At 63.9% G+C, this 26199-nt stretch carries 22 protein-coding genes; 9 read left to right on the top strand and 13 right to left on the bottom strand.

Features of this window, described 5'->3' with window-relative positions:
• Positions 1–10: 10 nt before the first annotated feature.
• Positions 11–1357: a metalloprotease PmbA gene (pmbA, locus tag GYA95_RS01070; protein WP_015269056.1), complete on the bottom strand. Its 1347-nt coding sequence runs from the start codon at positions 1355–1357 to the stop codon at positions 11–13.
• Between the two features lie 108 nt (positions 1358–1465).
• Here pmbA and yjgA point away from each other — a divergent pair, with 108 nt between their 5' ends.
• Positions 1466–1987 (top strand): ribosome biogenesis factor YjgA, encoded by a 522-nt coding sequence (yjgA, locus tag GYA95_RS01065; protein WP_003255152.1) that lies wholly within the window; start codon positions 1466–1468, stop codon positions 1985–1987.
• Between the two features lie 118 nt (positions 1988–2105).
• On the opposite strand, the gene tldD is transcribed toward yjgA, so the two are convergent.
• The 8 genes from tldD to mreB form a co-directional block, all read right to left on the bottom strand.
• Positions 2106–3545, bottom strand: a complete 1440-nt coding sequence (gene tldD / locus GYA95_RS01060) for a metalloprotease TldD (RefSeq protein WP_054573148.1) — start codon at positions 3543–3545, stop codon at positions 2106–2108.
• 2 nt (positions 3546–3547) lie between these two features.
• On the bottom strand, positions 3548–4399 hold the full coding sequence (locus GYA95_RS01055; RefSeq protein ID WP_015269054.1) for a carbon-nitrogen hydrolase family protein: 852 nt from the start codon (positions 4397–4399) through the stop codon (positions 3548–3550).
• Positions 4400–4407: 8 nt separating this feature from the next.
• Positions 4408–8241 carry a YhdP family protein gene (locus tag GYA95_RS01050; RefSeq protein ID WP_161551229.1) on the bottom strand — a complete coding sequence of 1278 codons (3834 nt, stop codon included), beginning with the start codon at positions 8239–8241 and terminating at the stop codon, positions 4408–4410.
• 82 nt (positions 8242–8323) lie between these two features.
• Positions 8324–9781: a ribonuclease G gene (rng, locus tag GYA95_RS01045; RefSeq protein ID WP_013971067.1), complete on the bottom strand. Its 1458-nt coding sequence runs from the start codon at positions 9779–9781 to the stop codon at positions 8324–8326.
• A gap of 54 nt (positions 9782–9835) precedes the next feature.
• Positions 9836–10447 carry a Maf family protein gene (locus tag GYA95_RS01040; protein ID WP_015269052.1) on the bottom strand — a complete coding sequence of 204 codons (612 nt, stop codon included), beginning with the start codon at positions 10445–10447 and terminating at the stop codon, positions 9836–9838.
• Positions 10448–10480: 33 nt separating this feature from the next.
• Positions 10481–10969, bottom strand: coding sequence for a rod shape-determining protein MreD (mreD, locus tag GYA95_RS01035; RefSeq protein ID WP_015269051.1), 489 nt, complete (start codon positions 10967–10969; stop codon positions 10481–10483).
• Entirely contained in the window at positions 10969–12003 is a 1035-nt protein-coding gene (gene mreC, locus GYA95_RS01030; protein ID WP_220467601.1) for a rod shape-determining protein MreC, read from the bottom strand. Before mreC ends, mreD begins: the two co-directional genes overlap by 1 nt.
• Positions 12004–12199: 196 nt before the next feature.
• Positions 12200–13237 carry a rod shape-determining protein MreB gene (mreB, locus tag GYA95_RS01025; protein WP_003255163.1) on the bottom strand — a complete coding sequence of 346 codons (1038 nt, stop codon included), beginning with the start codon at positions 13235–13237 and terminating at the stop codon, positions 12200–12202.
• A gap of 205 nt (positions 13238–13442) precedes the next feature.
• Between mreB and gatC the strand changes: the two genes are divergently transcribed.
• The 6 genes from gatC to GYA95_RS00995 all read left to right on the top strand — a co-directional run bounded on the left by gatC (position 13443) and on the right by GYA95_RS00995 (position 18654).
• A complete protein-coding gene (gene gatC / locus GYA95_RS01020; RefSeq protein ID WP_003255165.1) occupies positions 13443–13730 on the top strand; it encodes an Asp-tRNA(Asn)/Glu-tRNA(Gln) amidotransferase subunit GatC in 288 nt (95 codons plus the stop codon).
• A 15-nt stretch (positions 13731–13745) separates the two neighbouring features.
• Positions 13746–15197, top strand: a complete 1452-nt coding sequence (gene gatA, locus GYA95_RS01015) for an Asp-tRNA(Asn)/Glu-tRNA(Gln) amidotransferase subunit GatA (protein ID WP_015269049.1) — start codon at positions 13746–13748, stop codon at positions 15195–15197.
• An 11-nt stretch (positions 15198–15208) separates the two neighbouring features.
• Positions 15209–16654, top strand: a complete 1446-nt coding sequence (gatB, locus tag GYA95_RS01010) for an Asp-tRNA(Asn)/Glu-tRNA(Gln) amidotransferase subunit GatB (RefSeq protein ID WP_013971062.1) — start codon at positions 15209–15211, stop codon at positions 16652–16654.
• A 136-nt stretch (positions 16655–16790) separates the two neighbouring features.
• Positions 16791–17165 carry a septal ring lytic transglycosylase RlpA family protein gene (locus tag GYA95_RS01005; RefSeq protein ID WP_015269048.1) on the top strand — a complete coding sequence of 125 codons (375 nt, stop codon included), beginning with the start codon at positions 16791–16793 and terminating at the stop codon, positions 17163–17165.
• 60 nt (positions 17166–17225) lie between these two features.
• Positions 17226–18269 carry a calcium/sodium antiporter gene (locus GYA95_RS01000; RefSeq protein WP_043935364.1) on the top strand — a complete coding sequence of 348 codons (1044 nt, stop codon included), beginning with the start codon at positions 17226–17228 and terminating at the stop codon, positions 18267–18269.
• A 10-nt stretch (positions 18270–18279) separates the two neighbouring features.
• Positions 18280–18654, top strand: a complete 375-nt coding sequence (locus GYA95_RS00995) for a carboxymuconolactone decarboxylase family protein (protein ID WP_013971059.1) — start codon at positions 18280–18282, stop codon at positions 18652–18654.
• Between the two features lie 126 nt (positions 18655–18780).
• Here the strand turns inward: GYA95_RS00995 and GYA95_RS00990 are convergent, their stop codons facing one another.
• The 4 genes from GYA95_RS00990 to GYA95_RS00975 form a co-directional block, all read right to left on the bottom strand.
• Complete coding sequence (locus GYA95_RS00990) at positions 18781–20139, bottom strand: amino acid permease (protein ID WP_013971058.1); 1359 nt, start codon at positions 20137–20139, stop codon at positions 18781–18783.
• A gap of 55 nt (positions 20140–20194) precedes the next feature.
• A complete protein-coding gene (locus GYA95_RS00985) occupies positions 20195–21136 on the bottom strand; it encodes an AEC family transporter (RefSeq protein ID WP_015269046.1) in 942 nt (313 codons plus the stop codon).
• 215 nt (positions 21137–21351) lie between these two features.
• Entirely contained in the window at positions 21352–21912 is a 561-nt protein-coding gene (locus tag GYA95_RS00980; protein WP_015269045.1) for a response regulator transcription factor, read from the bottom strand.
• Positions 21912–23168 (bottom strand): ATP-binding protein, encoded by a 1257-nt coding sequence (locus GYA95_RS00975; RefSeq protein WP_003257889.1) that lies wholly within the window; start codon positions 23166–23168, stop codon positions 21912–21914. Before GYA95_RS00975 ends, GYA95_RS00980 begins: the two co-directional genes overlap by 1 nt.
• Positions 23169–23370: 202 nt before the next feature.
• Between GYA95_RS00975 and GYA95_RS00970 the strand changes: the two genes are divergently transcribed.
• Together GYA95_RS00970 and GYA95_RS00965 are read left to right on the top strand one after the other, a co-directional pair.
• Positions 23371–24087, top strand: a complete 717-nt coding sequence (locus GYA95_RS00970) for an SIMPL domain-containing protein (RefSeq protein ID WP_015269044.1) — start codon at positions 23371–23373, stop codon at positions 24085–24087.
• A 392-nt stretch (positions 24088–24479) separates the two neighbouring features.
• On the top strand, positions 24480–26105 hold the full coding sequence (locus tag GYA95_RS00965; protein WP_013971054.1) for an ABC transporter substrate-binding protein: 1626 nt from the start codon (positions 24480–24482) through the stop codon (positions 26103–26105).
• Positions 26106–26199: the final 94 nt, after the last annotated feature.

Below are 26199 nucleotides of genomic sequence, written 5' to 3'. Positions count from 1 at the left end.
AGGCTGTGGATCAGCTACCAGCCACAGTCATCCGCTCGATCAGCACCGAACCGGTGTGAATGTTGCTGCGGGTCTCAAGATCGCTGCCGATCGCGACAATCTGCTGGAACATGTCCTTCATGTTCCCGGCAATGGTCACTTCCTGCACCGCGTGCTGAATCTCGCCATTCTCGACCCAGAAGCCCGCCGCGCCACGGGAATAATCACCCGTCACCATGTTCAGGCCATGCCCCATCAACTCGGTCACCAGCAGCCCTCGGCCCATGCGCCGGATCAGCGCCGCCTGGTCTTCGACCCCATGGCTGACGAACAGGTTGTGCACGCCGCCGGCATTGGCCGTGCTTGGCAAACCCAGCTTGCGCCCGGAATAGGTACCCAGCAGGTACGACACCAGCTCACCCTTGTCGACGAACGGCTTGGAATAGGTAGCCAGGCCATCGCCGTCGAATGCGGCACTGCCCAGTGCCCGCGGAATGTGCGGGCGCTCGTCGAGGGTCAGCCAGGTGGGGAACAGGCGCTGGCCGATGGTCCCCTCCAGGAATGACGACTTGCGGTACAGGTTGCCGCCGGAGATGGCCGACAGGAAACTGCCGAACAGGCCACCGGCCAGCTCGGCCGAGAACAGCACCGGCACCTCGCAGGTCGGCACCGGCCGCGCCCCCAGACGGCTGGCTGCACGCTGGGCAGCGCGCATGCCGATGCTACGCGGGTCGGCCAGCAGGTTGCCCTGCCGGTTCACGTCGTACCAGTAGTCACGCTGCATCTGGCCGTCGCCTTCGGCGATCATCACACAGCTCAGGCTGTGCCGGGTCGAGGCGTAGCCACCGATGAAACCATGGCTGTTGCCATACACGCGGCAACCCTGGTGGGTATTGAGGGTGGTACCGTCGGCATTGAGGATACGCGGGTCGGCGTCGAACGCCGCCGCTTCGCAGGCCAGGGCCATCTCGATGGCCTTCTCTGGCTCGAGGTTCCAGTCGTGGTACAGGTCCAGGTCCGGGATATCGCGGGCCATCAACGCTGCGTCGGCCAGGCCGGAACATTCGTCCTCGGAGGTATGCCTGGCAATCGCCAAGGCCGCGGCGACGGTTTCGCGGATCGCTTCCGGGCCACTGGCCGAGGTGCTGGCCGAGCCTTTGCGCTGGCCCACATAGAGGGTGATGCCAAAGCCCTGGTCGCGGTTGAACTCGACCGTCTCGACCTCTCGCTGACGTACCGTGGTGGACAGGCCCTGCTCCAGCGACACCGCCACTTCGCAGGCGCTGGCCCCCTGGCGGCGCGCCTCGGCGATGATCGCCTCGACCTGCTCCTGCAATGCTGGCAGGTCCTTCGGACCTACGCTCTGGACTGCACTCATGGTTCTCTCCACTCAAATTCTGCGTTCGGCGAGGGTCATTCTACGACCGGGCCGGACAAGCGGCCCCCGACTGGTTATCATGGCGGCGATTTCTAGCGGACTGCCACCATGGTTGATTCAAACGACGACGCCTTCGACGGCGAAAAAAGCAAAACCCAGATCAAGCGCGAGCTGCATGCGCTGGTCGAACTCGGCGAGCGCCTTACCACGCTCAAGGCCGATACCCTGGCTCGCCTGCCGTTGACCGACGAGCTGCGCAAGGCCCTGGCCGAAGCCAGCAAGCACACCGCTCACGGTGCCCGCAAACGCCACATGTCGTTTGTCGGCAAGCTGATGCGCGTGCAGGACCTGGATGCCATCCACGCTCTGCTCGAACAGATGGACAGCTCGACCCGCCAGTACAATGAGCGCTTCCACAGCCTGGAGCGCTGGCGCGACCGGTTGATCGACGGTAACGACGAAGACCTCGAACGCTTCGTCAACGAATACCCCGACACCGACCGCCAGCAGCTGCGCTCGCTGGTACGCCATGCCCAGCACGAGAAGGCCCGGAACAAGCCGCCTGCCGCCGCGCGCAAGGTGTTCAAGTACATCCGCGATCTCGACGAGCTGCAGCGCGGATTGCGCTGATCGCCATGGGGCCGCTTTGCGGCCCATTCGCAGCACAAGGCGGCTCCTACAGAAATACGCGATCCCTGTAGGAGCAGCCTTGTGCTGCGAATGGACCGCAAAGCGGTCCCTGAAGCCATCACGCCCCTGTACCGCCCACGGTGATCGCATCCAGCTTCAAGGTCGGCTGCCCGACCCCCACCGGCACCGACTGCCCGTCCTTGCCGCAAGTCCCTACCCCGCTGTCCAGCGCCAGGTCGTTACCGACCATCGACACCCGGCTCATCGCCTCCGGCCCGTTGCCGATCAGGGTCGCCCCCTTCACCGGCGCGGTAATCTTGCCGTCTTCGATCAGGTAGGCCTCACTGGTCGAGAACACGAACTTGCCGCTGGTAATGTCCACCTGGCCACCGCCGAGGTTGGCGCAGTAGATACCCTTCTTCACCGAAGCGATGATTTCCTGCGGGTCGCTTTCGCCCGCACGCATGTAGGTGTTGGTCATGCGCGGCATCGGCAGGTGCGCGTAGGATTCGCGGCGGCCGTTGCCGGTCACCGCCATGCCCATCAGGCGCGCATTCAGCTTGTCCTGCATGTAGCCCTTGAGCACACCGTTCTCGATCAATGTGGTGCACTCGGTCGGGGTGCCTTCGTCATCCACGCTCAGCGAGCCACGGCGGCCTTCGAGGGTGCCGTCGTCGACAATGGTGCACAGGCTCGACGCCACCTTCTCGCCAATGCGGCCGCTGAACGCCGAACTGCCCTTGCGGTTGAAGTCACCTTCCAGGCCATGGCCGACAGCCTCGTGCAGCAGCACGCCCGACCAGCCCGAACCCAGCACCACCGGCAGGGTACCAGCCGGTGCCGGGATCGCCTCCAGGTTCACCAGGGCCTGGCGCAGCGCTTCGCGGGCATAGCCCATGACCCGTTCTTCGGTGAAGAAGCGGTAGTCGGTACGCCCGCCACCGCCCTGCCCGCCACGCTCGCGGCGGCCGTTCTGCTCGACGATTACGCTGACGTTGAAGCGCACCAGCGGGCGCACGTCGGCGGCCAGGCTGCCATCGGCCGCAGCGATCAGGATGCGTTCCCATACCCCGGCCATGCTCACACTGACCTGCTGGATACGCGGGTCAAGGGTGCGGGTGGCGGCGTCGACACGCTTGAGCAGTTCGACCTTTTCGGCACGGCTGAGCACATCCAGCGGGTTGTCCGCCGGATAAAGGGCAGTCACGTCCTGGCTGCGGAAGGCCTGCACCTTGCCGTTCTGCCCGGCACGCGAGATCGAACGGGCGGCACGGGCGGCCGAGGTCAGCGCTTCGAGGTTGATTGCGTTGCTGTACGCAAAGCCGGTCTTTTCACCGGACTGGGCACGCACGCCCACGCCCTGGTCGAGGTTGAAACTGCCCTCTTTGACGATGCCGTCTTCCAGCGCCCAGGTTTCCGAGATCTGGCCCTGGAAATACAGGTCGGCGGCATCGATGCCGGGGCCGGCCAACTCACCCAGCACGCTCTGCAGGCTGTCCAGGGTCAAGCCGCCTGGGGCCAGGAGCTGCTCGCTGACGGTGGATAACATCTGGCTCATAGTCACTCCGAGGTATGCGCAGGCCGCAACGCGCCCTGCGAGAAAAAGCGCCGGTGCGATACCACCGGCATGCGCGCCCGGATGGACGCTTGTTCGTCAATGTCGCGCTCGGCGAGCAGCACCGCTTCACCTTGCGCCTGTTCCGCGACGATGCGCCCCCAGGGGTCGACGATCGCCGCATGGCCATGGGTTTCCCGTGGCCCCGGGTGGGTGCCGCCCTGTGCCGCAGCCAGCAGGTAGCACTGGGTCTCGATGGCACGGGCGCGCACAAGCACTTCCCAATGTGCCGCGCCCGTTACCGCAGTGAAGGCGGCCGGCGCAGTGATCAGTTCCGCGCCGGCGGCGCGCAGTGCGCTGTACAGTTCGGGGAAGCGCAGGTCGTAGCACACGCTCAGCCCCAGCCGCCCCACCGGCGTATCAGCCACCACTACCTGGGCGCCGTGGGCATAGTCGTCGGACTCGCGGTAACGGCCACGATTGTCGGCAACGTCCACATCGAACAGGTGCAGCTTGTCATAGCGTGCCGCTACCTCACCGTGTTCGTCGATCAGCAGCGAGCAGGCATGGGCCTTGGCTTCAGGTTGGCCGACCGGTGGCAATGGCAAGGTACCGGCGACAATCCATAACTTGAGGTCGCGGGCGGTGCGTTTCAACCATGGCAGGATCGGCCCTTCGCCCAACGCTTCGGCGCGGCCGATGGCAGCGGCGTCCTTGCGGCCCATGGCAGCGAAGTTTTCCGGCAGCACCGCCAGCCGTGCGCCGCCAGAGGCGGCCTGCTCCAACAGGGCACCGGCGCGCTGCAGGTTGGCCAGCACATCGTCCTGGCTGACCATCTGGATTACAGCTGCCTTCATGGGCACTCCTAGCGGGATTTCTCGAAAGGTTTCACAAATGTGATTCTAGGCTCTTTCACCGGACCTTCGACACGGTAGTGCACGCTGGCGAAGCGTGACACCCGGTCACCGATCAGCCGGTCCACCAGGAACAGCGCCCCGCCCACGGCCGGCGCGCCGACAATCAAGGCCGCCAGCGGCAAGTTGTTGGTCACTGGCAGGTTCACCTGCAGGTTGGCATCGACCCGGTCGCGTACCAGGTCCAGGGTACCGTCCAGCTCGAAGTTGCTCGACGGGCCGGTCACAGCGATTGGCTCGCGGGTCACATAGACACCGTCACTGGCTACCAGCAAACCTTTGACACGGTCGTAGGCCAGGCCCTTGTCGAACAGGTCGGAGAAGTCCAGGCGCAAGCGCCGACCGATGGAGTTGAAGTTCAGCAGGCCGAACACCCGCAGCGCCTGGGCACTGCCTTCGACCTCCACGAACTGGCCGGTGCGCAGTGCTGCGTCCATGCTGCCAGAGAAGCGCTTGAGGCTCACCGAGGCCGGCGAACCCGGCCAGCGGCCATCCACATCCAGGCGGAAGTCGCGGCTGGTCACGGTCGGTGCAAAGCCCCAGGCCTTGAGCACATCCGCCAGGTTCTTGCCGTCCAGGCGCCCTTTGTACCAGCTGCTGGTGCTGCCCGGTTCGCCTTCCCAGCCACCGCCACCATCGATACGCAGGCCTTTGAAGTCGAGGTCTATATCGCTGGCGGTCACGCCACGCGCGGTCGGCCGCAGCTTGAGCGACGCACTGCCGTACAGGTCGTCACCGCGATAGAGCTTGTCAATGCTCAGGTCCAGCGCCGGAACCTTGCGCGGGTCGAACGAAGCCAGCGGGTCCGGGCCCTCCTCGGCCTGTGCCTCTGCCTGCTTTTCCGCCGCGCTGGCGGCGGGCAGGCGCAAGGTCTGCATGCGCACCACCATTGGCGCGCCCTTGGCATCCGGCACCCGGGCGTTGCCGATGACTTCCTTGCTATCGAAGCGCAGATCCCAGGCGGGGCCGCCACGGGCCAGGCGCACCACGGCCTGGTTCAGGTCCAGGCCAAAGGCTTTCAGCTGGCCGATGCTCAGGTCTACGCCTTGCAGGTTCTGCCTCGCGCTACCGCCCGGGTCATCGCCGGCCAGGCGCGCCGCCTGTTCCTGCCAGGGCCCCAGGTCCAGCGTCTCCAGGTGCCCGCGCACTCGCAGGCCCTGGCCGGCAGGTACCTGGGCGTTACCGGTGCCCAGCAGCAACTCGCCACGGCCCTGCCCCAGCTTCTCGGCCGGCGCGGCGTAGGCAAAGCGGGCAAGGTCGGTGTAGGCGACATCGAAGCGCCGCTCCGGCCCCTGGAGGGTCATGCTGAAGCGTGTGTCACGGGTATCGGCCGCTGCCTTGCCGAACGGTGCCGGCAGGTCTATGGCCAAGCCCCTGAGGCTGGAATCGACACTCAGGCGGTTGTCCCGGCTACCCAGGCTGACCTGCAACTGGTAAGGCAGGTCGCCGGACGCCGGCAAGGCCTGCTTGAACTGCAGCCAGTCGGTCAGTGCCTTGAGCGACACCTGGCCGCTGGCGTTGACGCGTGTCTGCATCTGCCCGGGCTGGCCTTCGGCGGTGATTTGCGCCGTCACCGGCTTGCCGAAGGCCTGCAGGCTGATGCCCTTGCCGCTCAGGCCCTTGTCCAAATCGAAACTGAAGTCACCCTTCAGGCGGCTCAACTCCAGGCTCGGCGGCGCAACCTTCAATCGCGCATCGTCGGTGGCAAAGTCTACCTGCACTTTCGGCCGCTGCCCGCGAGCCAGCGGAATGTCGAGCTTGACCTTGCCCTTGAGCGGCCCCTCACCCTCCCAGCCGGCAAATATCTCGCCGGTGCCGATTGGAGCCTCCTTGAGGATCTTCAGGCCATCGCCCAAGCTCCCGTCGAAGTCACCATCGAGGTACAGGTGGCTTTGCTGGCCCTCGTCGACATGCGGGATATCGACGCTCACATTACTGACCTTGGTGTCGAGGAGTACGCCACGCTGGGCCTTGACGCGCACACCACTGTCCTCGATGAACACATCGCCATCCACGTGCTGCACCTGCGGCCAGCCCGGCTGGAAGTCCAGGGCTGCATCACGCACCTTGAAGAACAGGCTGATGCTGCGGGCTTCCGGCGCGACACCATGGTTCAGCGAGCCTTGGTACTGGAAGTAGCCTTCGTCCACCGTGCCTTTGACGATCGCACTGCGCAGCCATTCGTCGAGTGCCGGGCTGAGCACCTCGGGCAGGTACTTGGCGGTGTAGCGGCCATCGCCTTCGGTCAGGCCGACGCGCAGGTCCATGTAGTCTTCACGGCCTTCTTCGAACAACAGGCGAATGAGGAAGTCACCGGCGATCTTGCCCTCCTCGCCCAGTACCTTGAGGTAGGGCGCGACCAGGGTGAAACCCTCCTTGTCCAGGGCCCAGGTCAGGTGCGCATTGGCCTTCTGGTAATGCCAGGGTTTGGCGAAGATCGGGTACAGGTGCAGCATGAACGCATCGGTATCAAGGCGCAGTTCGCCATGACCAAGGTCTCCGCTGATGCTGCCGCTGACGTTACCGGCTGCCGGGGCATTGTGATAGGCATCGAAACCGACCTTCTCCAGGTTGGCTTCGAACTGCAGGCGCTGGTCACCCTCAGCCTTGGGCCGGGCTACCAGACGCACATTGCGCAACGCGCCGGTCACATTCAGGCCATCGACCACGGCCATGACCTTGTCCGGCAGTGGCGCCAGGGCATCGACGAGCGGTGTCAACGGCGTGAGGTCGAGGCGGTCGGCCTGCACGTTCCAGCTTTCCGCGGCAGCGTCCTCGCCTGGACGCTGCTGCAATTGCAGGTGCGACTCCCAACGGGTCTTGCCGACGTCCATGGCCAGGGAGTCGACTACCACATCGAAGCCTTGTTCCTGGCGCAGGAACCAGGCACCCAGCGCCAGGTTGTTCAGCCTGGCCGCCTTGCGCCCGGCATAGGCACCGTGCAGCTCCGGTGCATTGAGGCGTACAACGGCCTGCTGCAACTGCCCCTTGCTCCAGTCGACCCAGAACTCGCCGCCCGCCCGCAGGGCGTCGGCATGCCACTGGCCCAGCAGGCGTGGCGGCAGCCAACGCGCCCAGTCACTCTGTGGCAGGCTCAGGTAGGCTTCGACCTTGCCGTCGCGCCAGGCGCTGGGCGTGGCACGACTGCGCAGGTTCAGCGAAAGCGGTTGGCCATCGGGAAGGGTCGCGCGCAGATCCAGGGCATGGCGCGAAGCTCCGGCCTGCAGGCCAACGCTCACATAAGTGAGGGTCAACGGGTCGCGCTGCCAGGGGTGCAGGGTGACCTGACTGTCGAACACATCGATGCGGCCCAACTGGCGCAGGCGCTGCAACAACTCGGCGGGGTCGAGCGGCGCATCGTCCTTCTTCGGCAGGCCTTCGAGGTTCCAGGCGCCCTGCTCGTTCTCGCGCAGGATCAACTGCAGGCCGCCCAACTGAATGCGTGCCAGGCGTACTTCTCGGGCAGTGAGGCTGGCCCAGACATCGGGGACTACCTTGACGTCGTCCAGGCGCAGGGCCGTCGCCCCATCGCCCAGTTGCAGGTCGCGCACCCGCAGCACCGGTGCCAGGCCGCTCCAGCGGCCTTCCAGGGCACCAACGTGCACGGGCAGGCCCAAAGCCTGCTCGGCCTTGCTTTCCACATCGGCGCGATACTCGGCCACCAACGGCACCAGTTCGCGGCCGAGGCTGACATACAGTGCCACCAGCACCGCCAGCAGGGCGCAAACGCCCAGCCCCCAGCGGGTCAAGGCGACAAGAACGCGGTTCAGACGTCCCATGGCCATGGCCCTCCAGGTCGTTTATCCATGATGGCCCGTAGCCCCGGATTTTCCAGCCCGGACCACCTGCGGCGCGTTTCAGAAGGCCTCAGAGCAGCACCACATCGTATTGTTCCTGCGAATACATCGACTCCACCTGGAAACGAATGGTTCGGCCGATAAAGGCTTCCAGCTCCGCGACGTTACCGGATTCTTCATCCAGCAACCGATCGACCACCTTCTGGTTGGCAAGCACGCGGTAGCCTTCGGCCTGATATGCACGGGCCTCGCGCAGGATCTCGCGGAAGATTTCGTAACAGATGGTCTCGGGGGTTTTCAGCTTGCCACGACCCTGACAGGCCAGGCAGGGCTCGCACAGCACCTGTTCCAGGCTTTCGCGTGTGCGCTTGCGGGTCATCTGCACCAGGCCCAGCTCGGTGATGCCGATGATGTTGGTCTTGGCGTGATCGCGCTCCAGCTGCTTTTCCAGCGTTCGCAGCACCTGGCGCTGGTGCTCCTCGTCTTCCATGTCGATGAAGTCGATGATGATGATGCCGCCGATATTGCGCAGGCGCAGTTGCCGGGCGATGGCGGTGGCGGCCTCGAGGTTGGTCTTGAAGATGGTCTCTTCAAGGTTGCGATGGCCGACGAAGGCGCCGGTGTTCACATCGATGGTGGTCATCGCTTCAGCCGGGTCGACCACCAGGTAGCCACCGGACTTCAGCGGCACCTTGCGCTCCAGTGCACGCTGGATCTCGTCCTCGACGCCGTACAGGTCGAAAATCGGCCGTTCGCCCGGGTAGTGTTCGAGGCGGTCGGCGATTTCCGGCATCAGTTCGCCAACGAACTGCGTGGTCTTCTGGAAGGTTTCCCGCGAGTCGATGCGGATCTTCTCGATCTTCGGGTTGACCAGGTCACGCAAGGTACGCAGGGCCAGGCCCAGGTCCTCGTAGATGACCGTGGGCGCACCGCAGGTCTTGATCTGGGTGCCGATCTGCTCCCACAGGCGGCGCAGGTAGCGAATGTCCTGCAGGATCTCTTCAGCGCGTGCGCCTTCGGCGGCGGTGCGCAGGATGAAGCCACCGGCGTCCTTGATGTTCTCGCTTTCCATGCAGTCGCTGACTACCTGCTTGAGGCGCTCGCGCTCGGCTTCGTCTTCGATCTTCAGGGAAATGCCGACATGGCTGCTGCGCGGCATGTACACCAGGTAGCGTGACGGGATCGACAGCTGGGTGGTCAGGCGCGCGCCCTTGGTGCCGATCGGGTCCTTGGTCACCTGTACCACCAGGGCCTGGCCCTCGTGCACCAGGGCGGTGATGTTCTCTACCGCCGAGCCTTCGCGCTGGGATATTTCCGAGGCATGGATGAATGCCGCGCGCTCAAGGCCGATGTCGACGAAGGCCGCCTGCATGCCCGGCAGCACACGCACCACCTTGCCTTTGTAGATATTGCCGACGATGCCCCGGCGCTGGGTGCGCTCGACATGCACTTCCTGCAGCACCCCGTTTTCCACCACCGCCACGCGCGACTCCATCGGGGTGATGTTGATCAGGATCTCTTCACTCATGGCAGGCTCTCGTCAAAGGTCTTGGGTAATGATGGATGGCGTATGCAGTGCTGGCTACCGCTGGTTTGTTACCTCTGGCGTATGCGCGGGCGATTGCCAGCAGGCAATGCCGAATTGGCCAAGCAGTTCGGCCGTTTCGCTGAGGGGCAAGCCGACCACCGCCGAGTAGCTACCGGAAAGGCCGGTGACGAACACCGCGCCCAAGCCCTGGATGGCATAGCCGCCGGCCTTGTCCGCGGGCTCGCCGCTGGCCCAGTAGCGTTGCGCTTCCTCGGCGCTGATTGCACGGAAGCGCACCTTGCTGGTGACGCACAGGCTGTGCACGCGCTGGCCATCGCTCAGGGCGACCGCGGTCAAAACCTGGTGCTCGCGGCCCGACAGGTCGGCCAGCATGGCCAGGGCATCTTCGCGGTTTTCCGGTTTGCCGAGAATACGACCATCGAGCACCACGGCAGTGTCTGCACCCAGCACCACAGCTGGGCCTTCGAGGCAGGCCAGGCCGGCGGCAGCCTTGGCCCGGGCCAGGCGCTCGACGTAGGCCGGGGCGCTTTCATTGGGCAGCGGGGTTTCATCGATGGGGGCACTGACAACGCTGAACGGCACCCCGATCTGGGCCAGCAGTTCACGACGACGGGGCGAGCCGGAGGCCAGGTATAGCGGGTTCATGCAGACATCTCCCTGTCAGTCGCGGCGGCGCCGTCAGTTGATATGCAAGCGTCGGCGCAGGTCGCGCAGGGCGAAACTGATCCACGGCCAGAGCAAGGCACTGATTACCGCTGACCAGACCAGCGCCAGGGTGGGCAGCCGGTTGCCGGTCAGCGCGCTGAGCCACAGCTGGATCAGCTGGGCAATGCCGAAGATCACCAGAATCACAAGGCTCTGCTGCCACATGGGGAACATGCGCAGGCGCTGCTGCAAGGACAGCACCAGGAAGGTGATGAGGGTGAGGATCAGCGCGTTCTGCCCCAGCAAGGTGCCGTACAGCACATCCTCGGCCAGGCCCAGCACGAACGCGGTGGTCATGCCGACCTTGTTCGGTACGGCGAGGGTCCAGAACGACACCAGCAAGGCCAGCCACATGGGCCGGAACACTTCCATGAACTGCGGCATGGGCGAGACGCTGAGCAGCAGGCCGATGGCGAAAGTCAGCCAGATGACCCAGCCGTTGTTGCGGCGTGATGCAGCCATCATTGCCTCCGGGTGTGAGCGGGTGCGGCAGGCGCGGCAGCCGGCGTGGCAGGTGCGGCCACCGGAGCTGCAGGCTGCGCAGCCGGGGCTGTCGGGGCCGCTGGTGTGGCCGGCGTGGCAGGTGCGCTGCCAGCTGGTGCACCCTGCTCGCCCGTCGTGGCCGGCTGGCCTGGGGCCGAGGTGCCCTTGCGGTCAGCCTCTTCCTGGGCAATGGCGGCATCGGTGGCGCGCTGTTCCGGGCTGCGCCGGTCGCTGAACACCAGCAGCATGTAGCGGCTGCGGTTGAGCGCGGCGGTGGGGATGGCACGAACGATGGCGAACGGCTGGCCGGAATCGTGGATCACTTCGTTGACCGTGGCCACCGGGTAGCCGGCCGGGAACCGTTGCCCCATGCCGGAACTGACCAGCAGGTCGCCTTCCTTGATGTCGGCGGTATCGGCCACATGGCGCAGTTCCAGGCGCTCCGGGTTGCCGGTGCCGCTGGCGATGGCGCGCAGGCCGTTGCGGTTGACCTGCACCGGGATGCTATGGGTGGTATCGGTCAGCAACAGTACGCGCGAGGTGTACGGCATCAGCTCGACCACCTGGCCCATGAGGCCACGGGCATCGAGCACCGGCTGGCCAAGGAACACGCCATCACGTTCGCCCTTGTTGATCAGGATGCGGTGGGTGAACGGGTTGGGATCGACACCGATCAGCTCCGCCACTTCGACCTTTTCGTTTACCAGCGCCGAAGAGTTGAGCAACTCGCGCAGGCGCACGTTCTGCTCGGTCAGGGCCGCCAGTTTCTGCAGGCGCCCCTGCAGCAGCAGGGCTTCGGTCTTGAGCTTTTCGTTTTCGGCGATCAGTTCGGTGCGGCTGCCGAACTGGCCGGCCACACCTTGCCACGCACGCTGCGGCAGGTCGGTGATCCAGTACGACTCCATGAGTACCAGGCCCATCTGGCTGCGCACTGGTTTGAGCACGTCGAAGCGCGCGTCGACAACCATCAACGCGACCGACATCACCACCAGGACGAGCAGGCGAACGCCCAGCGAAGGGCCCTTGGAGAAAAGCGGTTTAATGGGCCGTTCCTCGTGGACGACTCAGGAGGTCATTGGACATGGGACAACGCACCAGCCTGGTTGCGGGTTGACGGATACGGCGCCCCGAACGGGCGCCAGCCCAGCACATACAGGTAGCACTGTGCGTACTACCTGTAAACCGGGCGCTCGTGAACAGCGAGCGGAATCACTCGCTGGAGAGCAGGTCCATCGCGTGCTTGTCCATCATCTCCAGGGCGCGACCGCCGCCACGGGCGACACAGGTCAGCGGGTCTTCGGCGACGATCACCGGCAGGCCGGTTTCCTGGGCCAGCAGCTTGTCGAGGTCACGCAGCAGCGCGCCACCACCGGTCAGCACCAGGCCACGCTCGGCGATGTCCGAGGCCAGCTCGGGCGGCGATTGCTCCAGGGCACTCTTGACCGCCTGGACGATGGTCGCCAGGGATTCCTGCAGTGCTTCAAGCACTTCGTTGGAGTTCAGGGTGAAGGCACGCGGTACGCCCTCGGCCAGGTTGCGGCCGCGCACGTCGACTTCACGTACTTCGCCGCCCGGGTAGGCAGTGCCGATTTCCTGCTTGATGCGCTCGGCGGTGGACTCGCCGATCAGGCTGCCGTAGTTGCGGCGCACGTAGGTGACGATGGCTTCGTCGAAGCGGTCGCCGCCAACGCGGACGGATTCGGCATAGACCACGCCGTTCAGGGAGATGAGCGCGATTTCAGTGGTACCACCACCGATATCGACGACCATCGAACCGCGGGCTTCTTCGACTGGCAGGCCGGCACCGATGGCGGCGGCCATCGGCTCTTCGATCAGGAACACTTCACGGGCACCGGCACCCAGCGCCGATTCGCGGATGGCGCGGCGCTCTACCTGGGTCGACTTGCACGGCACGCAGATCAGCACGCGCGGGCTCGGCTGCAGGAAGCTGTTCTCGTGAACCTTGTTGATAAAATATTGCAACATTTTTTCGCAGACGCTGAAGTCGGCGATGACGCCGTCCTTCATCGGACGAATGGCAGCAATGTTGCCAGGCGTACGGCCCAGCATGCGCTTGGCTTCGGTACCGACGGCGACGACGCTTTTCTGATTGCCATGGGTACGGATGGCAACAACCGAGGGCTCATTCAGGACGATACCGCGCTCACGCACGTAAATAAGGGTGTTGGCAGTACCCAGGTCGATGGACAGATCGCTGGAAAACATGCCACGCAGTTTCTTGAACATGGGAAAGTGACCCTGGGGAAAGCGTGGGTAAAAAAGTGCGGCAAACTCTAACAATGGCAGGGATTTTGGGCAAGGAGCCAATATGTTAAATTGGCTGTTTTTCCGAGCACGCCAGCAGAATTTCGCGGCCGTTAGACCGCCAGAAAGCTGACATGTTCCTCACTGCGGACCCGAATTCCGGTCTTTGTTTCCCCTGGAGATCCCCATGGCGCTTGAACGCTGCGACGTGGAAAAGATCGCCCATCTGGCCCGTCTGGGCCTGAATGATGGCGAACTGCCACGCATTACTGACGCACTGAACAGCATTCTCGGGCTGGTCGACCAGATGCAAGCGGTCGACACTACTGGCATCGAGCCACTGGCCCACCCCCTGGAGGCCAGCCAGCGCCTGCGTCCCGACCAGGTCACCGAAAGCAACCAGCGCGACGCCTACCAGGCCATCGCGCCGTCGACCGAAAGCGGTCTGTACCTGGTTCCCAAAGTCATCGAGTAAGGGATAGTGCCTGCCATGCATCAATTGACCCTGGCCGAGATCGCCCGCGGACTCGCCGACAAGTCGTTTTCCTCCGAAGAGCTGACCGGCGCCCTGCTGGCGCGCATCAAGCAGCTCGACCCGCAGATCAACAGCTTCATCAGCATCACCGAAGACCTGGCCCTGGGCCAGGCGCGTGCCGCCGACGCCCGTCGCGCCGCTGGCGAAACCGGCGCGCTGCTGGGTGCCCCCATCGCCCACAAGGACCTGTTCTGCACCAACGGCGTACGCACCAGCTGCGGCTCGAAGATGCTCGACAACTTCAAGGCGCCGTATGACGCCACCGTGGTTGCCAAGCTGGCCGAAGCCGGCATGGTCACCCTGGGCAAGACCAACATGGACGAATTCGCCATGGGTTCGGCCAACGAATCCAGCCACTACGGCGCGGTGAAGAACCCATGGAACCTCGAGCACGTCCCGGGCGGCTCGTCGGGCGGTTCGGCCGCGGCAGTGGCTGCACGCCTGCTGCCAGCCACCACCGGCACCGACACCGGCGGCTCCATCCGCCAACCGGCGGCACTGACCAACCTCACCGGCCTCAAGCCAACCTACGGCCGCGTGTCGCGCTGGGGCATGATCGCCTACGCCTCCAGCCTCGACCAAGGTGGCCCGCTGGCCCGTACCGCCGAAGACTGCGCCCTGCTGCTGCAGGGCATGGCCGGTTTCGACGCCAAGGACTCCACCAGCATCGAAGAACCGGTGCCGGACTACAGCGCCAACCTGAATGCTTCGCTGCAAGGCCTGCGCATCGGCCTGCCGAAGGAGTACTTCGGTGCCGGCCTCGACCCACGCATCGCCGACCTGGTCCAGGCCAGCGTCAAAGAGCTGGAAAAGCTCGGCGCGGTGGTCAAGGAAATCAGCCTGCCGAACATGCAGCACGCCATCCCGGCCTACTACGTGATCGCCCCCGCTGAAGCCTCGTCGAACCTGTCGCGTTTCGATGGCGTGCGCTTCGGCTACCGCTGCGAGAACCCGAAAGACCTGACCGACCTGTACAAGCGTTCGCGTGGCGAAGGCTTCGGTGTCGAAGTGCAGCGCCGCATCATGGTCGGCACCTACGCCCTGTCGGCCGGCTACTACGACGCCTACTACGTGAAGGCGCAGCAGATCCGCCGCCTGATCAAGAACGACTTCATGGCCGCCTTCAACGACGTCGACCTGATCCTCGGCCCGACCACGCCAAACCCGGCCTGGAAGCTCGGCGCCAAGAGCAGCGACCCGGTCGCCGCCTATCTGGAAGACGTCTACACCATCACCGCCAACCTGGCGGGCCTGCCGGGCCTGTCGATGCCGGCCGGCTTCGTCGATGGCCTGCCGGTTGGCGTGCAGCTGCTGGCGCCATACTTCCAGGAAGGCCGCCTGCTCAACGTCGCGCACCGCTACCAGCAAGTGACCGACTGGCACACCCGCGCCCCCAACGGCTTCTGAGGAATTCACACATGCAATGGGAAGTTGTGATCGGGCTGGAAATCCACACTCAGCTCGCCACCCAGTCGAAGATCTTCTCCGGCAGCGCCACCACCTTCGGTTCCGAGCCGAACACCCAGGCCAGCCTGGTTGACCTGGGCATGCCTGGCGTACTGCCGGTGCTGAACCAGGAAGCCGTGCGCATGGCGTGCATGTTCGGCCTGGCCATCGATGCCGAGATCGGCAAGCGCAACGTGTTCGCGCGCAAGAACTACTTCTACCCGGACCTGCCAAAGGGCTACCAGATCAGCCAGATGGACTTGCCGATCGTCGGCAAGGGCCACCTCGACATCGCCCTGGAAGACGGCACCATCAAGCGCATCGGGGTAACCCGCGCGCACCTGGAAGAAGATGCCGGCAAGAGCCTGCACGAAGACTTCAGCGGCTCCACCGGCATCGACCTGAACCGTGCCGGCACCCCGCTGCTGGAAATCGTCTCCGAGCCCGACATGCGCAGCGCCAAGGAAGCCGTGGCCTACGTCAAGGCAATCCACGCGCTGGTGCGTTATCTGGGCATCTGCGACGGCAACATGGCCGAAGGCTCGCTGCGTTGCGACTGCAACGTGTCGATCCGCCCGAAAGGCCAGGCCGAATTCGGCACCCGCTGCGAGATCAAGAACGTCAACTCGTTCCGCTTCATCGAGCGCGCGATCAACAGCGAGATCCAGCGCCAGATCGACCTGATCGAGGACGGCGGCAAGGTGGTACAGGAAACCCGTCTGTACGACCCGAACAAGGACGAGACCCGCTCCATGCGCAGCAAGGAGGAAGCCAACGACTACCGTTACTTCCCCGACCCGGACCTGCTGCCGGTGGTGATCGAGGACAGCTTCCTCGAAACCGTCCGCGCCGGCTTGCCGGAACTGCCGACGCAGAAGGTCGAGCGCTTCCAGAACCAGTACGGCCTGTCGGCCTACGACGCCAACGTGCTGGCTTCCAGCCGCGAGCAGGCGGACTACTTCGAGGAAGTGGTGAAGATCGGTGGCGATGCCAAGCTGGCTGCCAACTGGGTCATGGTCGAGCTGGGTAGCCTGCTGAACAAGCTGGGCATCGAGATCGACCAGGCGCCGGTCAGCGCCGCACAGCTGGGCGGCATGCTGCTGCGTATCCGTGACAACACCATCAGCGGCAAGATCGCCAAGACCGTGTTCGAGGCCATGGCCGCCGGTGAAGGCGATGCCGACAGCATCATCGAAAGCAAGGGCCTGAAGCAGGTCACCGATACCGGTGCGATCGACAAGATGCTCGACGAAGTGCTGGCGGCCAACGCCGAGCAGGTCGAACAGTACCGCGCAGCCGACGAGGCCAAGCGTGGCAAGATGTTCGGCTTCTTTGTCGGCCAGGCGATGAAAGCCTCCAAGGGCAAGGCCAACCCGGGGCAAGTGAACCAATTGCTCAAGGCCAAGCTCGAAGGGTGATCTGAATATGCTGCGAGGGCTTTGCCCTCGTTCGCGGGCTTGCCCGCTCCCACAGATACTGCACCGCTTTCACAGGCGGTGATATACCTGTGGGAGCGGGCAAGCCCGCGAATGGCTGCACTGGAGACCTCCTGACTTGCTAAAGCGATCCCTGAGCACCCTCGCCCTCTTCTCCCTGCTGGCCGGCTGCGCCAGCCAGGACATCGACCCCAACGGTTACGACAAGACCGGCACCGCCTCCTATTACGGCTCTCGCCACCATGGCAAACGCACCGCCAGCGGCGAACCGTTCAACCAGCACGGCCTCACCGCCGCCCACCGCAGCCTGCCTTTCGGCAGCCGGGTACGGGTGACCAACCTGGCCAACCAGCGCAGCGTCGTGGTGCGCATCAACGACCGTGGCCCACACACCCGCGGCCGCCTGATCGATCTTTCACGTGCCGCCGCAGAAAAAATCGGCATGATCCGTAGCGGAACCGCGCGCGTGCGAGTACAAGGGCTTAGCGACTGACGCGACAGGAGTCCGACCATTTTCGACCTGGCTACCCTTCCCACCTCCAGCCTCCTGCAACTGGGCATCGCCCTGCTGTTGCTGATCGGCGGCGCCGAACTGCTGGTACGCGCAGCCCTGAGCCTGGCCCAGCGCCTGCACGTACGCCCGCTGATCATCGGCCTGAGCCTGGTGGCCTTCGGCAGCACTGCCCCACAAATGACCGTGAGCCTGCAGGCCGCCTACCAGGGCGCGCCGGATGTGGCGGTGGGCAGCGTCATCGGCAGCAACATCTTCAACGTATTGGTCATTCTCGGCCTGGCCGCATTGATCATCCCGCTGCGCGTGTCGCGGCAACTGGTGCGCATGGACATTCCACTGATGATCGTCGCCAGCGGCCTGGTCTACGCGTTATCCGCCAACGGCCACTTGGGCCGGGTCGAAGGGGTGTTGCTGTTGATCGGCCTGGTCGGCTACCTGGCAATGCTCTGGCACCAGTCGCGCCACTACGCCCGCACCTACCCCGCACCGGCAACCGTCATCAGCAGTACCGGGCGCTTCTGGTCGGGCACGCTGCTGCAGGTGCTGGCCGGCCTGGGCCTGCTGAGCCTGGCGGGTCACTTGTTGCTGGAAGCCGCCGTGGAGGTGGCCACCGACCTGGGCCTGTCCGAGCGCATCATCGGCCTGACCGTCGTTGCCATTTGCACCTCCCTGCCGGAACTGGCCGCTGCACTGATCGCCGCCCTGCGCGGTGAACGGGAAATCGCCGTGGGCACAGTGATCGGCAGCAACCTGTTCAACCTGCTGGCCGTGCTGGGACTGACCGCGCTGGTCACTCCCGAGCCGCTGTCGATCTCGCCCAACGCCTTGGCCTTCGATCTGCCGGTAATGCTGGGTGTTGCTGCGCTGAGCCTGCCGGTGTTCTATTCCGGCTACCGCATCACTCGCGCCGAAGGCCTGGTGTTCCTCTGCCTGTACCTGGCCTATGGGCTGCACGTGGCGGCGTTTACCATGGGCATGCCACTGGCCGGCCGCCTGGAGCGGTTGATGCTGTTCTACGTACTGCCGGTGCTCGCCATGGTGTTGCTGTACACCACCGCACGAGCCTGGCGCCGCCAACACTAAGGAAAACAACATGGCTGATAGCAAGAAAACCGGCGAACAGATTCGGCGCCAGGTGATGGGCGATGCATTCGTCGACCGCGCCCTGGGCAATGCCACCGACTTTACCCAGCCGCTGCAGGACTTCGTCAACGAACATGCCTGGGGCAGCGTGTGGGCCCGCGACGGGCTGCCGTTGAAAACCCGCAGCCTGATTACCCTGGCCACGCTCACGGCACTCAAGTGCCCGCAGGAGCTCAAGGGTCATGTGCGCGGGGCGTTGAACAATGGCTGTACGGTGGAGGAGATTCGCGAAGCGCTGCTGCATTGCGCGGTGTATGCGGGGGTGCCGGCGGCGATTGATGCGTTCCGTGCGGCACAGGAAGTGATCGACAGCTATCAAGGCTGACCCAGCCTTTTTCAGGCCCGGCCTCTTCGCGGGTAAACCCGCTCCCACAGGTACTGCACAGGTCTCAGAGCCTGTGGGATCCCTGTGGGGGCGGGTTTACCCGCGAAAAGGCCGGCACTGTGTTACCTACCTGGCCTGGCGAGCCTTCTTCATCTTGAAGGCCACCCACAGCACCAGGATCCACCCCGGAATCAGCATCACCGAGATGCGAATCGGCGGGGTCAGGTACATCACCACCAGGATCAGCACGATGAACGCCAGGCACAGGTAGTTGGTTACCGGGTGCCCCCAGCTTTTGTAGAACGGGGTAATCCCGGCCGCCAGCTTGGCCTTGCGGAACTTCAGGTGGGTGATGCTGATGCTCGCCCAGTTGATCACCAGCGCCGACACCGCCAGGGCCATCAGCAGACCAAAGGCTTCACCCGGCATCAGGTAGTTGATCAGCACGCACAGCCCGGTGGCAAAAGCCGACACACCCAGCGCGGTCAGCGGCACGCCGCTACGGCTTACCTTCAGCAACTGACGCGGAGCGTCGCCCTGGCTGGCCAGGCCGAACAGCATGCGGCTGTTGGCGTACACACAGCTGTTGTACACCGACAGTGCGGCCGTCAGCACCACGATATTGAGGATGGTCGCCACCAGGTCACTGTCCAGTTCATGGAAGATCATCACGAACGGGCTGCCACCCTGCACCACCTTCTGCCATGGGTACAGCGACAGCAGCACCGCCAAGGCACCGATATAGAAAATGAGGATACGGTACACCACCTGGTTGGTGGCCTTTGGGATGCTCTGACGCGGGTTGTCAGCCTCAGCGGCGGTGATGCCCACCAGCTCCAGGCCACCGAACGAGAACATGATCACTGCCAGTGCCATCACCAGGCCGGTGACGCCGTTGGGGAAGAAGCCGCCGTACTGCCAGAGGTTGGCCACGCTGGCGTCCGGGCCGCCATGGCCGCTGGTCAGCAGCCAGGCGCCGAAACCGATCATGCTGACGATGGCCACCACCTTGACCAGGGCGAACCAGAACTCCATCTCGCCGTAGACCTTAACCTGGGTGAGGTTGATCAGGTTGATCACCACGAAAAAGATCGCCGCCGTGGCCCAGGTGGGAAAGCCGGGCCACCAGTACTGCACGTAGATGCCCACCGCTGTAAGCTCGGCCATGCCGACCAGTACGTACACCACCCAGTAGTTCCAACCCGAAACAAACCCGGCAAACTCGCTCCAGTACTGGTGGGCGAAGTGGCTGAAGCTGCCGGCCACGGGCTCTTCAACAACCATTTCACCGAGCTGGCGCATGATCAGGAAGGCCATCAGGCCGGCAATGGCGTAGCCCAGCAGGACGGAGGGGCCAGCCAGCTGGATGGTCTGGGCAATGCCCAGGAACAACCCGGTACCGATGGCCCCGCCCAGCGCGATCAGCTGGATATGGCGATTCTTCAGCCCGCGCTGTAACCGCTCGGGCGTGCTCTGGTCTTGCATGAAGTGTCCTTTAGCTCAGTGAGGCTGTGTTTTTGTGTTGTTTGCAGTCAAGGATCTAGATCCATCCGCCCCACTGCAAGATGAAAATACCAATGTTGGTGGTGATCGCCGCCATTAGCGTGGTAATCACGATGATCGATGCAGCCAGCTCATGGTTGCCGTTCGCCGCCCGCGCCATGACGTAGCTGGCAGCTGCAGTCGGGCTGCCGATGTACAGGAACAGGATGCCCAGCTCGGCGCCGCGGAAGCCGCATAGCCAGGCTCCAAGGGTACCCAGCAGCGGCAGCCAGACCATCTTCACCAGGCTGGCGTCGATGGCCAGCCTGCCACTGTCGCGCAGTGCCGCCATCGACAGCGTGCCACCGATGCAGATCAGCGCCAGCGGCAGGGTCATCTGCGCCAGGTAATCGCCCGAGGTCAGCAGCCAGTTGGGCAGCGGCACCTGGCCGTAGGCCATGGGCGTGGCCACCAGCACACTGATGATCAGCGGGTTGCTGAAGATGCTCTTGCAGATGCTCCACGGGTCGGATTTCAGGTCCGGGCTGTAAACCGCCAGCACCACTGCCGACAACGAGTTGTACATGAGGATGACCAGGCCGGCGAGTACCGCCCCCAGGGAGATGCCGTAGTCGCCGTAGAGACTGGCGGCCAGGGCCAGGCCGATCACGCCGTTGTTCCCACGGAATGCGCCCTGGGTATAGATGCCCCGGTCGGCCAGCGGGCTGCGCCAGATGGCCATGCCCCAGGCAATGGCGAAGCCGGCCAGGGTGGCGACGATGAAATAGAGAAGGACGCCGGGTTTGACCGCCGTGGCCAGGTCGGCGTGATAGATGCCGAGGAACAGCAACGCCGGCATGCACACGTTGAACACCAGTTGCGAGGCTACACGGTTGAAATTGTCGTCGATCAGGCGGATACGTTTGAGCAGCACGCCCATGAACAGCATGGCGAAGACCGGGGCCGTGATGTTCAACGTCTGGATAAGAAGGGCGAGCATGCGCAAGCGATCCTGGAGGGGTTGCCGTTAGGGGGCTAATGATACGCCAACGGCCGGGACTTGCGGGGATCGCGGGGTGATAAAGAGAAGTTTCTGGCAGTTACGGCCCTTTCGCGGGTAAACCCGCTCCTACAGGTACTGCACAGGTCTGGAGGCTTGTGAACACCTGTAGGAGCGGGTTTACCCGCGAAGAGGCCGGCACTGCCAGTACTGAATCAGCGCCGAACCGGGCGCTTCTGCAGTTTGCGCTGCAAGGTCCGCCGGTGCATGCCCAGCGCCCGCGCGGTGGCCGAGATATTGCCCTCGTGCTCGTTCAGTACGCGCTGGATATGCTCCCACTGCAGGCGGTCGACCGACATCGGGTTTTCCGGCACCAGGCTGTCCAGGTCGGTGTGCTCTGACAGCAACGCAGCCAGCACATCATCGGCATCGGCCGGCTTGCACAGGTAGTTGCAGGCACCGCGCTTGACCGCTTCCACCGCAGTGGCAATGCTCGAGTAACCGGTCAGGATCACCACGCGCATTTCCGGGTCCAGCTCCAGCAGCTTGGGCAGCAGCACCAGGCCGGAGTCGCCTTCCATCTTCAGGTCCAGCGTGGCGTAGTCCGGCAGGTCCTGCTGGGCAAGGATCAACCCTTCTTCGGCAGAGCTGGCGGTACTGACGCGGAAACCGCGGCGGCTCATGGCCCGGGCCATGACCCGGGTGAAGGTGGCATCGTCATCCACCAGCAACAGGTGCGGCAGCTCTTCGCCTTCGACCTGGTTTTCTTCGCTCATCATTCATCTCCTCGCTTGCCATAGGGCAGGCGCAGTTCGGTCAGGGTGCCACCCTGTTCATGACTATAGAGTTTCACCGAACCGCCCGCACGGGTCACGCTGGCCTTGCTCAAGAACAGGCCCAGGCCGAAGCCTTTGCCCTTGGTGGTAATGAAGGGTTTGCCGATGGCCTCGGCGATTGCCGGCGGTACGCCGGGGCCGTGGTCACGGATGCTGATGACGATGTCATGGGTGTCCCAGTCCAGGCGCACTTCAAGGTCGTCGGGGCAGGCATCGGCGGCATTGTTCAACAGGTTCAACAGCGCCTGGGTCAGGTCCGGCGGCGGGGTCAGGCGCGGCACCTGGCCGTCGCGCAAGCGCTGGAAGCGGTAGCTGGCTTCCGGGCGCATCAGGTGCCAACGGTTGAGCGCTTCGTCCAGCCAGGCCGTGACATCCTGCTCCACCACGGCCAGGCGGCGGTTGGCTTCGGCGGCGCGTACCAGCTGTTGCAGGGTTTCCTTGCACAGCTTCACCTGGTCCTGAAGGATCTGCAGGTCTTCCTGCAGCAAGGGGTCGGCGTGGTCCTGGCGCATTTCGTTCAGCAGCACGCTCATGGTCGCCAACGGTGTGCCCAGCTCATGGGCGGCACCGGCGGCCTGGGTGGCCACGGCCAGCAGCTGCTCGTCGCGCAGGCTTTCTTCACGCCGCTCGGAACGCAGTTGCTCCTGGCGGCGCAGCTCTTCGGCCATGCGTGCGGCAAAGAAGGTGATCACCGCCGCGGCCAGGGCAATACTCAGCCACATGCCATACACCTGCATCTTGTCCCGCGCCATCGGCAGGCCTTCGAGCGGGTAGAACTGCACCAGCAGCAGGCTGTAGGCGGTCAGGGCAATGCCGGACAGGATCAGCGAATACAGCCACGGCAAGGTAACTGCGGCAATCGCCAGCGGCACCAGGTAATACGAAACGAACGGGTTGGTCGAACCGCCGGAGTAGTACAGCAAGGCACTGTGGATCAGCAGGTCGCAGGCCAGTTGCAGGGCATATTCCAGCTCGGTAACAGGCAACGACAGGCGCAGGCGCAGGGCCGTGAAGGCGCACAGCAGCGAAGACAAGGCCAAGGTGCCGGCCAGCGACAGCCAGGGCAAAGGCAGCAGTTCGGTCCAGTAGGCGACGCCCACGGAGCCGGCCTGGGCAGCCAGGACCAGGACCCGAATGACGGTCAGGCGCCAGAGGTTCTGGCGAGTAGCAGACAGCGGTTGTACGGCGGCGAGCATGAGCTCTCCTGATGAGTGCTCCAGAAAAATCGGCTGGAGTATACCGAAGCCAGGCGCCTCGCTGCAGCGATGCGGCAAAGCGCCACACTTTGTCACAGGTTCATGATGGCACTTTTGAACCCACTACACTGTTGCCGGTCTGATGGGCCATGCGTGGAATGGATGGCCACAACCCACGCCTTATATTGCCAAGGAGTATCACATGCAAATCCCACGTCGCGGCACCGCCCTGATCCTGTCCTGCGGCCTGCTCGCCAGCCTGCCGGCGCTGGCTGCCGATGAGCCGCGCTACAATCAGGTCTCGCTGCGTGCCGAGGTCAGCAAGGAAGTGGCGCGCGACCTGATGGTCGTTACCCTGTACAGCGAAGCGCAGAACACCGACCCGGGCAAGCTCGCCAAGCAGATCACCGAAACCATGAACAAGGCCGTACAGCAGTCGCGCCAGGTCAAGGACGTGAAGATCAGCCAGGGTAGCCGCAACAGCTACCCGGTATATGACAGCAAGGGCCAGAAGATCACCGGCTGGCGCGAGCGCGCCGAGTTGCGCCTGGAAAGCGCCAACTTCCCTGCCCTGTCGCAGCTGACCGCCGACTTGCTGCAAGAGCTGAAGATGGGGGGCATGGACTTCTCCATCGCCCCGGCCACGCGCAAGGCCAGCGAGGATGCACTGCTCAAGGATGCGGTGGATGCCTTCAAGGCACGCGCGCAACTGGCTACCGAGGCACTGGGTGGCAAGGGCTACAAGGTGGTCAGCCTGAACCTCAACAGCAGCGGTTACCCGCGCCCTTACCTGCGCAGTGCGCCGATGGCGATGAAGGCAATGGGGGCTGATGAGTCGGCACCGGCGCCGGATATCGAGGCCGGGACCAGTGAAGTGAGCATGAATGCCGATGGCCTGATCGAAGTGCAGATGCCTTGAGTTCGCCGGGGGCGCATTGCGCCCCTATCGCCGGCAAGCCAGCTCCCACAGATACACCACAGGTTTCAGCCCTTGTGTTGTACCTGTGGGAGCTGGCTTGCCGGCGATGAGGTCAGTCGAAAAAGCGCAGATTCAGACATTTCCTACGCACCAATAAGGTGCTTCCTACGCCAACCCCGCCTCGAAATATCCCGCAAAAAGCCATCATTTTGCCTACGCAAACGTTTAACTTCTTCGAAAGTTATATCAATGCGACATCCATGTACGCTCGTACCACTTTTCTGGCGCCAACTATCCCTCCGCATATTGCATTGGGAACACCCCCTGCATAAGTATCCGCAGGTCGGCTCACGAGGCCACCTCAATCGAAAAATGACAACAATGAGGCCACCATGCTCAAACACGCAGTCATTCCGTTCCTGCTAGGCGCAGGCTTGCTCTCCGGCGCACCGTCGGCCCTCGCAGCGTCCAACCTGGTGTTCTGCTCCGAAGGCAGCCCGGCCGGCTTCGACCCGGGCCAATACACCACAGGGACTGACTTTGACGCCTCGGCCGAGACCGTGTTCAACCGCTTGACCCAGTTCGAACGTGGCGGCACGGCAGTCATCCCGGGGCTGGCGACCAAGTGGGAAGTCTCCGACGACGGAAAGACCTACACCTTCCACCTGCGCGAAGGGGTCAAGTTCCACACCACCGACTACTTCAAGCCCACCCGCAACTTCAACGCCGACGACGTGCTGTTCACCTTCAACCGCATGCTCGACAAGGACCACCCGTTCCGCAAGGCCTACCCCACCGAGTTCCCATACTTCACCGACATGGGCATGGACAAGAACATCGCCAAGCTGGAGAAGCTCGACGAACATACCGTCAGGTTCACCCTCAACGAAGTCGACGCCGCATTCATTCAGAACCTGGCCATGAGCTTCGCCTCGATCCAGTCCGCCGAATACGCCGACCAGTTGCTCAAGGACGGCAAGGCCGCCGACATCAACCAGAAGCCGATCGGCACTGGCCCGTTCGTGTTCAGCAAGTACCAGAAGGACGCGCAGATCCGCTTCAAGGGCAACAAGGACTACTGGCAACCTGATGACGTGAAGATCGACAACCTGATCTTCGCCATCACCACCGACGCCTCTGTGCGCATGCAGAAGCTGAAGAAGAACGAGTGCCAGGTCACCCTGTTCCCGCGCCCTGCCGACATCCAGCCGCTGAAACAGGACCCCAAGCTGCAGATGCCGCAGCAAGCCGGTTTCAACCTCGGCTACATCGCCTACAACGTGATGGACAAGGTCAAGGGCAGCAACGAGCCCAACCCGCTGGCCCAGCTGAAAGTCCGCGAGGCGCTGGACATGGCCGTGGACAAGAAAAAGATCATCGAGTCGGTCTACCAGGGCGCCGGCCAACTGGCGGTCAACGCCATGCCCCCGACCCAGTGGTCCTATGACGACAGCATCAAGGACGCGCCATTCGACCCTGAAAAAGCCAAGCAACTGCTCAAGGAAGCCGGCATCAAGGAAGGCACCGAAATCACCCTGTGGGCGATGCCTGTGCAACGCCCGTACAACCCCAATGCCAAGCTGATGGCCGAGATGCTGCAATCCGACTGGGCCAAGGTCGGCATCAAGGCCAAGATCGTCAGCTATGAATGGGGCGAGTACATCAAGCGCTCCAAAGGCGGCGAACAGGGCGCCATGCTGATCGGCTGGAGCGGTGACAACGGTGACCCGGACAACTGGCTGGGCACCCTGTACGGTTGCGACGCCATGAACGGCAACAACTTCTCCAAATGGTGCTACAAGCCCTACGACGACCTGATCAAGCAGGCCAAGGCCACTTCCGACCAGGCCAAGCGCACCGAGTTGTATCAGCAGGCACAGCACATCCTCAAGGAGCAGGTGCCGATCACCCCGATCGCCCACTCCACCGTGTACCAGCCCATGAGCGCCAAGGTGAAGGACTTCAAGATCAGCCCGTTCGCGCTGAACTCCTTCTACGGCGTCAGCGTGGACAAATAGGCTAGCCAAGGCACCCGCCGAGCGGCGGGTGCCCCGCCATCCTCATACCCGTTCATGTCGTCCCGCTGCCATCCGCAGCGGGGTCGGCGACCTG

The organism is Pseudomonas asiatica (assembly GCF_009932335.1).
GTDB lineage: Bacteria > Pseudomonadota > Gammaproteobacteria > Pseudomonadales > Pseudomonadaceae > Aquipseudomonas > Aquipseudomonas asiatica.
The sequence above is the reverse complement of the archived record's forward strand: the minus strand, read 5'-3'. Positions and strand labels throughout refer to the sequence as shown.